This window comes from Paenibacillus sp. Y916 (genome assembly GCF_056786435.1).
Window position 1 is genome coordinate 77,628 of sequence record NZ_JBXCJA010000011.1, and the last position, 14,411, is coordinate 92,038.

Annotated in this window: 10 protein-coding genes; 9 read left to right on the forward strand and 1 reads right to left on the reverse strand. The window is 38.4% G+C overall.

What is annotated here, in order from left to right; translation table 11 throughout:
- Positions 1-102 precede the first annotated feature (102 nt).
- Positions 103-1,080 carry a hypothetical protein gene (locus AC1TO9_RS19380; RefSeq protein ID WP_482060219.1) on the forward strand — a complete coding sequence of 326 codons (978 nt, stop codon included), beginning with the start codon at positions 103-105 and terminating at the stop codon, positions 1,078-1,080.
- Between the two features lie 195 nt (positions 1,081-1,275).
- Here the strand turns inward: AC1TO9_RS19380 and AC1TO9_RS19385 are convergent, their stop codons facing one another.
- Positions 1,276-2,337: a LacI family DNA-binding transcriptional regulator gene (locus tag AC1TO9_RS19385; RefSeq protein WP_482056883.1), complete on the reverse strand. Its 1,062-nt coding sequence runs from the start codon at positions 2,335-2,337 to the stop codon at positions 1,276-1,278.
- Positions 2,338-2,644: 307 nt separating this feature from the next.
- Here AC1TO9_RS19385 and AC1TO9_RS19390 point away from each other — a divergent pair, with 307 nt between their 5' ends.
- The 8 genes from AC1TO9_RS19390 to AC1TO9_RS19425 all read left to right on the forward strand — a co-directional run bounded on the left by AC1TO9_RS19390 (position 2,645) and on the right by AC1TO9_RS19425 (position 14,407).
- Complete coding sequence (locus tag AC1TO9_RS19390) at positions 2,645-3,997, forward strand: ABC transporter substrate-binding protein (protein ID WP_482060220.1); 1,353 nt, start codon at positions 2,645-2,647, stop codon at positions 3,995-3,997.
- Positions 3,998-4,113: 116 nt separating this feature from the next.
- Positions 4,114-7,020, forward strand: a complete 2,907-nt coding sequence (locus AC1TO9_RS19395) for an extracellular solute-binding protein (protein ID WP_482060259.1) — start codon at positions 4,114-4,116, stop codon at positions 7,018-7,020.
- A 15-nt stretch (positions 7,021-7,035) separates the two neighbouring features.
- Positions 7,036-7,941 (forward strand): carbohydrate ABC transporter permease, encoded by a 906-nt coding sequence (locus AC1TO9_RS19400; protein WP_482056881.1) that lies wholly within the window; start codon positions 7,036-7,038, stop codon positions 7,939-7,941.
- Positions 7,942-7,943: 2 nt separating this feature from the next.
- On the forward strand, positions 7,944-8,810 hold the full coding sequence (locus AC1TO9_RS19405; RefSeq protein ID WP_482056880.1) for a carbohydrate ABC transporter permease: 867 nt from the start codon (positions 7,944-7,946) through the stop codon (positions 8,808-8,810).
- A 10-nt stretch (positions 8,811-8,820) separates the two neighbouring features.
- Positions 8,821-10,305 carry a gluconolactonase gene (locus tag AC1TO9_RS19410; protein WP_482060221.1) on the forward strand — a complete coding sequence of 495 codons (1,485 nt, stop codon included), beginning with the start codon at positions 8,821-8,823 and terminating at the stop codon, positions 10,303-10,305.
- A complete protein-coding gene (locus tag AC1TO9_RS19415) occupies positions 10,302-10,922 on the forward strand; it encodes a Yip1 family protein (RefSeq protein ID WP_482056878.1) in 621 nt (206 codons plus the stop codon). Before AC1TO9_RS19410 ends, AC1TO9_RS19415 begins: the two co-directional genes overlap by 4 nt.
- A gap of 15 nt (positions 10,923-10,937) precedes the next feature.
- Positions 10,938-13,511 (forward strand): DUF5696 domain-containing protein, encoded by a 2,574-nt coding sequence (locus AC1TO9_RS19420; RefSeq protein ID WP_482060222.1) that lies wholly within the window; start codon positions 10,938-10,940, stop codon positions 13,509-13,511.
- Complete coding sequence (locus AC1TO9_RS19425; protein ID WP_482060223.1) at positions 13,508-14,407, forward strand: carbohydrate ABC transporter permease; 900 nt, start codon at positions 13,508-13,510, stop codon at positions 14,405-14,407. Before AC1TO9_RS19420 ends, AC1TO9_RS19425 begins: the two co-directional genes overlap by 4 nt.
- The last annotated feature ends 4 nt before the right edge of the window (positions 14,408-14,411 follow it).

Here is a 14,411-nt window from a genome sequence, read left to right on the forward strand (position 1 = left end):
ACATTCATTGAGGTGGAAGTCTTCTTTCGGAAAATGATAAATGAGTGGATTGTAAATTTATTATTAGGATCTATATTAAATAAGTTGTAGTGGAGGTAGGGTATGCAATTACAAATCAAGCACAAACGAATACGCTGGATTACTACCACACTGATTTTGTCTTCAATTATTATATTCTGTGCACTTGTATTCGTGAACGATAGACCTGGTGGGTTATCAGATCGCCGCATGTCTCATGCGATGGAGCTGAACAGTACAATTCACATTCCACTCGGTAAGACACCAGAAGATGCTATTCAAAAGTTTAGAGGCATTCCATCGATGCAATTCATCCACCGAGAACCTGTAGAAGGGGGCATGCTTTTATTTGTGAAACGATTTAATCAAGAAGATTCAAGTAATCTTCAGGTAGAGTATGCACGAAAAACATGGATCGGTTGGAAATGGGTTTGGGGTGGTGGTTTCTCAAGCGGTAATGCTATCCAAACTCAGTCTGCATTAAATTATATGAGTATGCCTAAAATGGATCATATCACGACTCCCTTTCCCATGGTTTTTGGAGATGTTCTAGACCTATTGATTAAGAGCGTAACCGTTGATACTAAGGGAAATGGCGAATATATCGCTAAATTGATTGAAGTGGACCCAGGAAAAATGATATGGTTCGTGTTTCTGCCATCGTCAACTTCAGTTCCTTTTGATATCGAGGGTTTTAGTGAAGAAGGGAATCTTATAGCTTCGAAGACATTAACCGATCCGAGAGACAGTGGATCGATAGATTTTAGAATTGATGACACTGGAGAGAATCTCGGAACCGTTGGAGCAATTAACTATATAGATAACTTTAATATACTTAAACAAATGCCCAATCATAGTAGCGTAACTAATGATGAGTATTTGAATATACCATTGGGTAGATCTAGATTAATAACATTAGATTCCGATAATGGTTCTGCAGCTTCAGGTATTACAGGAACACATGATACTTATTATGCATCAATACCTTTGGAAGGAAGGGTCATATATATTTTAAATTTCACAAAAAATGAGCAAACTCCGAAATGCGCAAGTTGTATATGAAGAAAACAATAGAAGCAATGATAATCAACAGCGAGATGAAACTCACCTGTAAAGCATAGGGATAGTTCAGATTATACATAAAGATAATAAAATTATTGATGGAAGTAAATGGGGTACGGGCAAGTTCCGGTATTTTGGATTTCATGCCGAACACCATGTAAAACCCTTATATTGAAAGAGGAAGTAGAGATGCCCTTAGTGGCCCTCTACTTCCTCTTTTTGTTGATTATTTTTTTGTAATGCTTTACTGTATTGTCTTTTCAAGATTAGTTCCGCATTAAGTAGTTTACGTTCATAGGGTTGATTCGGGTTCATGATCCGCCAGAACAATTGATCTACGGCACGACTACCTACAATTTCTTTATTCACATTAGCCGTTGCATATAAAGGTAATTCAGGATAGGTATAGTCAAAGCCTGTAAGGATACAATCACGAGGCACTTGTATGCCAATGCTATTTAGTGCCTCAATAGCGAACATTGCGGTAGTATCGTTTGCGCATACGAACACTTCAGGAACCCCATCCTGTTGAACAGCTTCCTTAACTACGTCTTGTATATGCTCTAAAGTGGGCGAGATTAGTATTGGATTCTGATTCAGCTCGATATTGTGCTCTTCTAAAGCAGTACGATAAGCTAACCAACGATCATTGAAGCTTTGTGCATCGTGAATCTTTCCAATAAATTGATACTTACGGTATCCATCACTTATCAGTTGTTTCATAATTTGTTGAACAGCTATCGTATTATCTGAAAAAATGGTATCGCACTGTAAATTCGAATCAAGGTGATCAACCATGATCATCGGTATATTGAGGCTCTGTATTTCTAGCAATATAGAAGTAGCAATTGAACCAAGTGTAATAACGCCCTTAATTGCATCCGGATTCAATAGCGAGAAAATAGAATCATTAGGAGGTTCAGTCAATGTAAGAATGTTTACTCCTTTTTGATTCAAGCGAGTAGAGATGCCATTGAAAAGAGGTCCCCAATATAAAGATTCTGAATCTTGATATGGAATGTTAGGAAATAGAACAAGAATGGTGCCAGTCCAGGATTCAGATGGAATTTCAATAGTGGGAGCATAAAATTTCGTAAAAGGCTTTTCTTTAAAATGACCTAATTGTTCGGCAGTTTGAACAATATATTGTCTTGTTTCAGTACTAACACCGGATTTTCCAGATAAAGCTCGAGAAACTGCATATTTGGACATGCCAACTTCATTCGCTATATCTTGTATCGTTATTTTTTTTCTCATGCAATGGATCACTTCGCTTTTTTTGTTATTTTTGTTATTTCAAACATAGCATGGCAGCTATCGTTTTGCAATGAAAATGCATGAAAAATGTAAATTATTATGAAATATAATGATTGTTATGAAAAAAAATATTGTATTGACCAAACTCTCAGGATCATGCTAGTATTTGTTATGTAAAGAACTGCTAACAAAATAACAAATACATAACAAAATAATAATCGTTATGTGAGAGCGAACATATTCATTTACATCATTTGTCCAGTTTTGTTGGTGTGGCCTAAACATAATAAAAATGGGAGGTTTGACAATGCGTAAATTGAAAGGGTTTTCATTTCTAGTTCTTTGTCTAGTAATGGTACTTACAGCTTGTAGCGGAGGTGAAAGTCCGACTAATGCTACTCCAACTCCAACAGCTCCTCCAGTAGAAGAAGCAACACAAACTCCAACACCCGAGCCAGAAGAAACATACGATCTTGGTGGACGTGTTATTAAAATTGCTGCTTGGTGGGATCTAACTCCACTAGGTGAAACACAATCAGATATAAACAGACTAGAAAAGATTAAAGCAGTAGAGGAAAAATATAAGGTGAAGATCGAATTCGTGAACGTTCCATTTGAAGAAATGGTTGCAAACTTTACGAATAGTGTACTAAGCGGCGAACCATTCGCTGATATCGTACAACTGGAGTATAAAGCAGCATTACCACTTATTAAGCAAGGACTAATTCAACCTATTAGTGAATTTACTGATTCAGCAAGCAACATTAATAACGAAGGTAACTTGTTAACGAAGTATTCACCAATCGCTGGTGATTACTATGGATTCGAAAATCCAACATCACTTGGTGCGGGTATGCACTATAATCGTGCTATATTCGAGCAACTCGGTCTTCCAGACCCGAAAGAGTTGTATGCAAATGGTGAGTGGACATGGGATAAATTCCTAGAGATTGCTAAGCTAGCAACAAAAGATACGAACAATGACGGTAAAAATGATGTATATGGATTCGCTGGATGGAGTCTAGATGTGTATAAACATTTCGCCGTATCTAACGGTGTACGTATTGCTGATGAGGAAAATTTAGTTGAAGGGCTGTCTAGTGCAGGTTCCATTGAGACAGGCGAGTTCTTGAACCAACTATATAATGTAGATAAAGTTGTAAAAGTTAATACTGGTGATCCAATGGATTGGAATGAATCTAACACTTTCAAAGACGGCGATGTAGCCATGTTTACGGTAGCTGAATGGAATCTTGGTGGATTGACTTTCGATTTTGGTATTGTGCCAATTCCTAAAGGTCCTAGCCAAACAACAGAATACACATATGCCAATACAGCAGCTGCTGCGAAGTTCATTGGTAAAGGTGTAAAAGATGCGGATCTAGTATACCAAATCTATGAAGAAACATTTGATATTCCAATGCTTGAAGATTATTTAGGTCAAGATTATTTAGAGAGTATGTATGGCTTCGAAGATGATGTTGATATGCTACGAAATCATATCGCTGGCACTGGCTTAATCACTCTTGATGACGCTTTCCCTGAATTCCCTACTTGGGCATTTGTTAATGATGTTGTTGTTAATAAAGTTAGTGCTTCTGCCGCTGCGGAGACTCATAAAGGACCAGCAGAAGCTGCAGTGCAAAAACTTGGTAATTAATTAAATGAACTAATAAAGAAAAGGGAAGTGTATTATGCCTTCCCTTTTCTTATAACAATAATTGTACATAGCAATAGCTGAAGTGAGGAGGAAACTGGGTGAGCCGTCAGCATAGGATGCCAAATAAGGCTACAGCGATCGTTATATTAGGGGCATGCTTGCTCATAATAACGACAATCATCCTTATTATGAATACATTTTCAAACAAAGACAATCAAGTCATACCGACTACTACTAATTTTTTGGCGACATCTGAAAGTGGAGAGAATAGCTATGCATCATACTTATCTCATCATGAATCCGCTTCCAAACCTGACACAATAATCGTTATTGATGCAACAGAGTATGCTCAAGTGACAGGTACTGAGTTTGAATTATTACAGGTTGAGGGAATGGAAGGTTCAGCATTGTATACAGGTGAGACAGGAACCGTCCAATGGGATTTTGAGGTAGAGCAAGCAGGATTATATCAATTAGAAGTATTGTACTACCCCGTTGAGGGGAAAAGTTCATCCATCGAAAGAATAATTGCAATTGATGGAGTAGTTCCATTTGAAGAAGCACAATTTATTCAATTTGATCGATTATGGAATAACGAATTATCAGAAGTTAAAGTGGATAATCAAGGGAATGAATTACGTCCAAGACAAGTCGAAGCTCCGCGATGGACAACGAAGCTCGTTCAAGATTCTAATGGCTACATAACAGAGCCATTCCAATTTTACTTTAGTAAAGGTACAAATAGCCTTTCGTTCCAAGCCTCTCGCGAGCCTATGGTACTGAAAGAATTACGCTTGAAGCAGCAACAAGCTGTACCAACCTATGAATCGTTATTGCTACAATATGAGCAAGCAGGAATTAAAGAGACAACAGGAATACAGCTTCGACTCGAAGGTGAATCTGCTCTTGTAAAATCTTCTCCTACACTCTATCCCGTTAGTGAACGTACTAGTGCAGCGGTATCACCATATAGCGCTTCACTAATAAAAATAAATACAATTGGCGGATTTAACTGGCGCATGCCAGGACAATGGGTGGAATGGGAAGTAGATGTTCCTACTGATGGCTTGTACAATCTATCATTTGTAACTCAGCAGAACTGGGTTAGAGGAATTTATTCTACTAGAAAACTTTATATTGATGGTCAAGTTCCATTCCAAGAAATGAATGCAGTCGGTTTCAAATACAAGAGTGGTTATCGTCTTGAGACACTTGGAGTAGATGACAATTCGTACTTATATCACTTCACCGAAGGTAAACATACGATTCGAATGGAAGTTACACTCGGGCCATTTGCCGAATTAATTGCTGAAGTTGAAGATTCCTTATACGAGTTGAACTCGACGTATCGCAGTATTCTCATGATTACAGGTACGAAGCCTGATGAATATCGTGATTATCAGCTTACAAGTAAAATTCCTAATTTAATTGAGAATTTAACGAATGAACGAGACCGTCTAACAGCTGTAGCAGCACAATTGAAGTCATTAGCTGATGGTTCAAGCGATCAAGAAGCATTATTGAAAACAATGACTGTCCAGCTCGATGAAATGATCAAAAAACCTGAAAATATTCATCGTAAATTAAACGAATATAAGACGAATACAGGTGGTCTTGGCACATGGGTGCAGCAAGCTAGAGAACATCCACTCGAGATCGATGCGATTCTACTAACTTCTCCAGATGAGAAGTTAAAAATCAATGGGTTAGGTTTGATGGCAAAAGCAACGCATGAAGTGAAGACATTTGTGAATTCTTTCTTTATTGATTACAACAGCATCGGTAACGTATCTGATACTACAGATCAACGGACAATTACAGTATGGATTGGTAGCGGTCGTGACCAGGCCAATACGATGAAAGCAATGATCGATGAGACATTTACAGCAGAGACGGGGATTAATGTCAACTTGAAGCTTGTTCAAATGCATACGTTATTACCTGCAACGTTAGCAGGGCAAGGACCAGATGTGGCGATGCAAATAGATAATGATATACCGGTAAACTTTGCGATGCGTAATTCTTCAGTTGATCTTACACAATTTGAAGACTTTGCAGCAGTGGAGACACGCTTCCGCTCAAGCGCAATTGCCCCTTATCAATACTCTGATGGTGTGTATGCTTTACCTGAACAGCAAACATTCAATATGCTGTTCTATCGTAAAGATGTGCTGGAGGAGCTTGGATTAGAAGTTCCCACGACATGGGATGAAGTGTCAGCATTGCTAGCGATATTAAGTAAAAACCATATGGAATTTGGCATGCCACAAGTGCAACAAGCGGCTATTCAAGGTCAGAACATTCCGCCTAACTCGCTCTTTGCAACGTTATTATTCCAAAATGGTGGTCAGTTTTATCGCAATGATGGAAAACAATCGGATCTTGATTCACGTCTAGCCATTGAGACATTCAAGACTTGGACGGAGTACTATACCGATTATAAATTAGAACGTGAATATGACTTTGCAAATCGTTTCCGTACAGGGCAAATGCCAATCGGAATTGCAGATTATACGCTTTATAATCAGCTCACTGTGTTTGCACCAGAAATTCGTGGATTATGGGGATTTGCACCAATGCCAGGTACAGTGCAAGAGGATGGTTCAATTAATCGTCAGGTACCGAGTGGTGGTTCTTCTGTTATGATGCTTGAAAAAGCTGACGACAAAGATGCCGCATGGCAATTTATGAAATGGTGGACTAGCGACGATACGCAAGCGAAATTCGGTCGTGAGATGGAAGGATTAATGGGTGCAGCAGCTCGTTATCCAACGGCTAACATTAATGCACTTGATAGTTTACCGTGGCCGGTTGAAGATTACAAGCAATTGAAAGAGCAATTCCAATACGTGGTTGGTATTCCTGAAGTACCAGGTGGTTATTTCACCGGTCGTCATCTATTCAATGCATTCTACAAATCGGTTATTGGTGAAGTAGAAGCTAGGGAAGCTTTAATGGATTATACCGAATATATTCAAGATGAGATCGACAACAAACGAGAAGAGTTTGGATTGCCACAATAAGGAGGGAAGAACAGCATGTCCAACTGGTGGAGCACGAAATGGGAAGTGATGAAACAGAACAAACAATCCTATATCCTATTAGCGCCGTATATGATTTTATTTGCAGTATTTACAATCTTACCTGTTATGATCTCGATGTTCCTAAGCTTTACGTATTTCAATATGCTAGAATTCCCTAAATTTATTGGCTGGCATAATTATTCCAGACTATTTTTAGAGGATGATATTTTCTTAGTTGCGATCAAAAATACCATTCTATTTGCAGTGATTACAGGTCCGATAAGTTATATTGCGTGCTTTGTATTTGCTTGGATTATTAATGAGTTATCTCCTAAGCTAAGAGCTTTTATGACGCTAGTATTCTATGCGCCTTCAATTTCAGGTAATGTGTTTTTCATCTGGCTAATGATCTTCTCAGGTGATCGCTACGGTATTGCTAATGGTTTTCTTATTAAATTAGGCATACTGATGGAGCCCATTCAATGGCTGAAGGAAGAACAATACATTCTAGCAATTATTATTATCGTTCAATTATGGTTATCTCTGGGAACGGGTTTCCTAGCATTTATTGCTGGTCTGCAAACGGTAGATCGTACGCTTTATGAGGCAGGTGCAGTTGATGGGATTCGTAATCGTTGGCAAGAATTATGGTATATTACTTTGCCTTCAATGCGTCCACAATTAATGTTTGGTGCGGTTATCCAGTTAACGACCTCACTGGCCGTCGCCGAGGTTTCGATCGCATTAGCAGGGTTTCCGAGTGTGAACTATGCCGCAGAAACGATCGTTACCCATTTAATTGATTATGGTACAACGCGATTTGAGATGGGTTATGCTTCCTCAATTGCTACCGTACTATTTATTATTATGCTAGGTACAAACCTCATCGTACAAAAATTATTACGTAAGGTAGGTGAATGAGCATGCCCTTCTCTTTCAAATTACGCACAAAAAGGGTGAATCGCTCGTTCTGGGGGAGCTTTAGTTTATTTACAATACTAGCTTTATTTGGTGCATTTATGATTTTACCTTTGGTGTATGCGGTTAATAATGCATTTAAGCCATTAGATGAAATATTTTTGTTCCCACCGACGTTGTTCGTACGTAATCCGACCTTTAACAACTTTAGCGATTTACTTAATTTATTAGGAGAATCTTGGGTACCGTTCAGTCGTTACATCTTTAATACGGTATTCATTACATTAACGGGTGTTGTCGGTCATGTTATATTTGCTTCGGCGGCAGCATACCCGCTCGCAAAGCATCGCTTCCCAGGCAAAAAAGTCATGTTCCAAATTGTTGTATTATCTCTAATGTTTACACCAGCAGTTACAGCCATTCCGAATTATATGGTAATGAGCTGGCTAGGACTTATTGATTCATACTGGGCTGTTATCATTCCCGCATTCGCATATTCGCTTGGCCTATATCTAATGAAGCAATTTATGGAGCAGATGCCAGACGCACTACTGGAAGCTGCCAAAATTGATGGAGCAAGCGAATATCGTATTTTTTGGACAATTGTTATGCCAAATGTTAAGCCTGCGTGGTTAACGTTAATCATCTTACAATTCCAAATTTTATGGGGTAGTGATGGAAATGGATTTATTTATAGTGAACAACTAAAAAGTCTACATTTTGCAGCGAATCAAATTATATATGGTGGAATAGCTAGGGCAGGTGCGGCAGCGGCAGTAGCGCTAATTCTTATGAGCGTACCGATCACATTATTCATATTTTCACAAAGTAAAATCATTGAGACGATGGCATCATCTGGTATGAAAGAATAGGAGGGAAATTATGTTCACTAAGATATGGATATCAGCTGTCGTAATGGCTTCCCTTCTCTTCTCGAGTAGCTTAATCGATGTGGCGAAGGCAAGTACACCCTATGAAGCTTATAACTATAACTATTGGAAAGAGTCCGTTGCTTCTCCAGCAGCTTATATACCTGAGAAAACGATATATGGGATGGATTTAGGGATAGGCACATTATTAGAGCCTAATGATATGGCAATAGGTCGTGACGGTACAATTTATATTGCGGATACAGGAAATAAGCGAATTGTTGTTATTAATGAACAATGGCAAGTTGAGCAGATCATTGAAGGGTATACAACTTTGGCGGGAATGAAGACGAATTTTCAAAATCCAACAGGTTTATATGTAGATACCGATAATTTACTGTACGTGACAGATTCCGTATTAGGTCAAGTTATTGCGTTCGATGACCAGTATAATATGAGACTTGTTATTGAAAATCCGCAATCAGATATTATTGCTGCTGGGTTCAAATTCGTTCCACAAAAAATAGCTGTAGACGAAGCAAAACGTATGTATGTCGTAGCGAATGGTGTGTTTGAAGGAATTATGCAATTCGATATTGATGGATCATTTTTAGGGTATATCGGAAAAAATGAAGTTCAGCGTGATTATTACGAAATTTTATGGAGATCACTTTCTACGAAGGAACAACGCAGTCAGATGGTGTTATTTATACCTACTGAATTTTCTAATCTTGATGTCGATCATAAGGGGTTTGTTTATGCGACTAATATTGACTTGAACACACAAACACCGATTAAACGATTGAATCCTTCTGGAGAAGATGTATTGAAAAGATTCGGTTATTTCGATGTAAGAGGAGATATTTTATTTCGATCTTCAGTAGGGCCATCTGTTTTTGTAGATATAAAATATTTAGGTGATGGTCTTTATAGTGCGTTAGACCGACGTCAAGGTAAAGTATTTACTTATGACGCAGGAGGTAATTTACTTTATATCTATGGTGCACTTGGCAATCAGATGGGAACATTCAAAACTCCTGTAGCGGTTGAATTCGATGGGGAGAAGCAATATATATTGGATCGGGCCAAAGCTAATATTACAATTCTAAAACCTACAAAGTTCGGAAATCTCGTTAATGAGGCATCTCGTTTGCATTATAACGGATATAGCCAAGAAGCTGTTCCGCTTTGGGAAGAAATACTTACTTTGAATAGTAATTATGATGTAGCATATATCGGAATTGGTCGTTCATTAGTTATGGCGAAGCAGAATGAGGAGGCAATCTTCTACTTCAAGCAAGGTATGGAGCGTGAACAATATTCTGTTGCATTCAAACGTTATCGTCGTGAAGAACTGAAAGAACATTTTAGTGTAATGATGACAACGATTCTTATCATTGCCATTGCAGCATTTGGCTTGTTTATATGGCGCAAGTTGCGTAGAAAAGATGCTATATCCAATAACAGTCATTCCGTTGGGAGGGATCAAGCGTTATGAAGCATGATTTCATCAACTTCCCACTACAAGTTATCTTTAAGCCGTTCGATAGCTTCTGGGATATGAAGTATGAAAACAAAGGTAAGTTGAAAGTTGTTTATTCTCTTATCGGTCTAACAATTCTTGCTTTCATTCTACAGAAGAAGTATGCAGGTTTTCTTGTTAACTATTCCGATCCTCGTACACTCAATAGTATTATGGATATTGTTACCGTAATCTTACCATTTTTACTATGGTGTGTTGCCAACTGGTCCATTACAACGTTAATGGGCGGTGAGGGGAAGTTTTTAGAAATTGTAAAGGCGACAGGATACTCGTTAACTCCAATTATTCTTGTTTATCTTCCTATGACCTTTATAAGTCGGTTTATGGCAGAAGAGGAGACGGTATTCTACTACTTACTTATTTCGATTGCATCTTTGTGGTTCCTATGGCTGCTCTTTATTGGAATAATGACAGTACATCAATACACTGTATTGAAAACGATTATCACAATTGGACTAACGATCATTGTGATGGGGATTATCGTTTTCCTTGGCGCACTTGTATTAAGTATGGTTCAACAAATCTATGAATTTATTTATAACGTATACCGCGAATTGTTGTTCCGAACGTAAAAAGGGGAGGCAACCATGAAAAATAGAAAAGTTTTATATGTGGTGCTCGGTGCTCTCCTTCTTACAGGATTGATCATCGGCACACTATTAATAGTTAATAAAGGAGCTCCTACGACAGATTTGTCTGCATTGGCGCTTAGTGAAACACTTGAAGATGGGCAAGAACTAAGCTCAATTAATGCAAAAAGCTCTGCGAAGGTAGAAGATATGAAGCTTGTAGTAGACAATGGTGAGTTAGCGTTATTCATCAATGAGAAGTCAACGGAAGTTGCGGTGGTCAATCTTGCTACAGGAGAGATTTGGTATAGTAATCCGCAGGAACGAGCTAATGATAGTCTAGCTTCGACTTATGAAAAAGCATTATTATCTTCACAACTTATCTTGCAGTATCGAGATATGGTAGGGAATTTATACACTTCATCTAATTATGATAAAAGCATTGAAAGCGAGCAATTTATTGTAGAGTCGATTACTGATGGTGTACGTATCACTTACACATTAGGCGATGTATCTAAAGGAATAGATGCACTGCCCAAATATATTAGTAAAGAAAGATTTGAAACAAAAGTTCTTGCTAACTTGCCTGAGGGATCAGTTAATTACGTAAAAGCACGTTATATAGAGAGGAAAGATAAGTCGGGTGTAATGGAACGATTAGATGCGCAAGTGCAAAAGCAACTTGTACTTAATAAAATGATCAAAGCATTTGAAGAGTCCGGCTATACCGAGGAGGATTTGGCGTTCGACGAGGCAGAGAATGGTGCAGGAGCAGGTCCTACTGCAGAAAAGCCTAAGTTTACGATTTCTCTTGAATATCGACTTGATGGGGATCAATTAGTTGCCAAAGTTCCTGTAGCAACGATTGAAGAGTCTCCTGGTTATCTAATCCGTAGTATTGATATATTGCCATTCTTTGGTGCTGCAGGTATGCAGGACGAAGGGTATATGTTCGTACCAGATGGTTCAGGAAGTTTGATCTACTTGAACAACGGTAAAGTGAAAGAAGAACAATATGTACAACGTGTTTACGGTAATGATCCGAATAATAGTCGTTGGTTGCGCGGTATGGTTAGTGAAAGTGCTAGAATGCCTGTGTTTGGATTGGCACGCAATGATGCAGGTTGGATAGCAGAAATGACGAATGGTGAAGCTATAGGCAGTATTACTAGCTCCATTAGCGGAATGAAAAACTCTTATAATAACGTGTATGCTTCATTCAGCTTGCGCGGAGAAGATTGGCTTGAACTTTATACAGGTAATGTATATCAAGATATTCAAATCTTGAATGAAGAGCGTTATAACGGTGATATTGAAGTTCGCTACAGCTTCTTAAGTGGAGAGAAGGCGAATTACAGTGGCATGGCAGAACGTTATCGGGAACATCTTATTGAGGCAGGTGTATTACAGCAGCTGGCATCAGAAGTAAATGTTCCATTCTACCTTGATATCATTGGATCATATGATACACGTGAATCGTTTCTTGGTGTGCCTTATCGTGCCGTCGATTCATTAACTACTTTCAAAGAAGCTGGCACGATGGCCGAGCAATTAAGTAGTCAAGGAATTAACAATGTAAACATGCGATACGTTGGCTGGTTCGACAAAGGCATCAGACATGGAACACCAACTCGTACAAAAATTGCTTCCCAGCTAGGTAACAAGGACGAAATGCAACAATTAGCTGCACAATTACAACAAAATGGTGGTAATTTGTTCCCAGATGTCGCATTCCAATTGATGTATGAAGATGATCTAAGCTTTACACCATCATCAGATGCTGCACGCTTTGTTACGAGAGAAGTTGTAGAACTACATCCGATTAATCGTTCGTTTAATTCAATGAGTCCTATGCTAGGCAGTCATTTTTTACTATCACCATCCAAATTACCTTATTTCGTGGATAAGTTTCTTGATAGCTATAGTCAGTATAATGTAACGGGAGTTTCTTTACGTGATCTAGGAAATGTTCTTGGTGCTGATTATCGAGTCTCAAGAGTTATTCATCGTGAAACAGCAAAAGAAGTTGTAAAGCAATCACTTCAGCACATATCTGAGCAGCAAGAAACATTGGTTGTTGGCGCTCATGCATACGCTTGGGCATACGCAGATCATATTATCGATGTGCCATCATCCTCTAGCAACTTTAATATTACGGATGAAGCGGTACCATTCTATCAAATGGTATTACATGGATACATTCCATACACAAGTAAGTCTGTTAACTTATTAGATGAGCAAGATGCACAATATCAGACGCTAGTTGCTATTGAACAAGGAGCATATCCACATTTTATATGGAGCTATGACGATTCCTCTAAATTGAAATTTACTAGCTACGACGAGTATTTCTCTACGCAGTATGAAATATGGCTGGAGGATGCTGTAACGATGTATAGCGAAGTTAATGATGTGTTAGCAACGGTAAGTAATGCAACAATGAGTCAACGAATTGTTCATGACCCAGGAGTAGTTGAAGTCCAATATGATAATGATCAAGTCATTATAGTCAACTATAACGATCATGCAGTGACGGTGAATGGTGTGCAAATCGCACCAAGAAATTACAGTGTAGGAGGAGATCACCCATGAAATTGAAAAAAATGTCTCTACATCGTAAGCGCTCGATGCTAGGCTTTTTCTTCATCGGACCATGGTTAATAGGCATAATATTGTTCTATATGTCTCCTCTAATCCAATCTATTAAATTTAGCTTTTCTAAGATGCAAATTCAATCGGAGGGTTATAGCTTACTTCCGGTCGGCTTAGAAAATTTCCGAACTGCATTATTTGTAGATGCTACTTTCAATCGGCTGATTACAAGTTCAGTATGGGAAATGATATTATCTGTTCCAATGATTTTATTCTTCAGTTTGTTCTCTGCGACGTTATTGAATCAGAAATTTCGTGGTCGGACATTATCTCGCGCAATCTTTTTCCTACCCGTAATATTAGCTTCTAATGCGATTGCATCCGCAGAGCAAAGTGGCTTAATTAGCTTAATAGGTAGTGCTACTTATGTTGAAGAAATGCAAGGAGCTACATCGTCCTATAATGTATCATCAATCGTCTACATGCTACTTGATATTGGAATACCGTTATCATTTGCAGATTATATAGTTACAGCAATTTTGCAAATATATAACATTATTACAAGCTCAGGCGTTCAAATCTTAATCTTTCTAGCAGCACTACAATCTGTTCCAAGCTCCATGTACGAGGTAGCTAAGATTGAAGGTGCTACTTCGTATGAATCGTTTTGGAAGATTACATTTCCGATGGTGAGTCCGTTAATATTAACGAATATCATCTATACCATCATTGATTCATTCAGTGGTAGTCCAATAACGAATCTAATATATTCTACCGCATTCGAGACACATAATTACGGTTTGAGTGCAGCAATGTCTTGGATCTATACGTTGGTAGTTACTATATTTTTAGCTATTGTCGGGCTAGTACTTGCCAAACGAATACATTACAACTAATTAT

Coding starts and splice junctions, on each gene's coding strand:
- AC1TO9_RS19380 (WP_482060219.1), top strand. CDS start 103: ATGCAATTACAAATCAAGCACAAACGAATACGCTGGATTACTACCACA.
- AC1TO9_RS19385 (WP_482056883.1), bottom strand. CDS start 2,337: ATGAGAAAAAAAATAACGATACAAGATATAGCGAATGAAGTTGGCATG.
- AC1TO9_RS19390 (WP_482060220.1), top strand. CDS start 2,645: ATGCGTAAATTGAAAGGGTTTTCATTTCTAGTTCTTTGTCTAGTAATG.
- AC1TO9_RS19395 (WP_482060259.1), top strand. CDS start 4,114: ATGCCAAATAAGGCTACAGCGATCGTTATATTAGGGGCATGCTTGCTC.
- AC1TO9_RS19400 (WP_482056881.1), top strand. CDS start 7,036: ATGTCCAACTGGTGGAGCACGAAATGGGAAGTGATGAAACAGAACAAA.
- AC1TO9_RS19405 (WP_482056880.1), top strand. CDS start 7,944: ATGCCCTTCTCTTTCAAATTACGCACAAAAAGGGTGAATCGCTCGTTC.
- AC1TO9_RS19410 (WP_482060221.1), top strand. CDS start 8,821: ATGTTCACTAAGATATGGATATCAGCTGTCGTAATGGCTTCCCTTCTC.
- AC1TO9_RS19415 (WP_482056878.1), top strand. CDS start 10,302: ATGAAGCATGATTTCATCAACTTCCCACTACAAGTTATCTTTAAGCCG.
- AC1TO9_RS19420 (WP_482060222.1), top strand. CDS start 10,938: ATGAAAAATAGAAAAGTTTTATATGTGGTGCTCGGTGCTCTCCTTCTT.
- AC1TO9_RS19425 (WP_482060223.1), top strand. CDS start 13,508: ATGAAATTGAAAAAAATGTCTCTACATCGTAAGCGCTCGATGCTAGGC.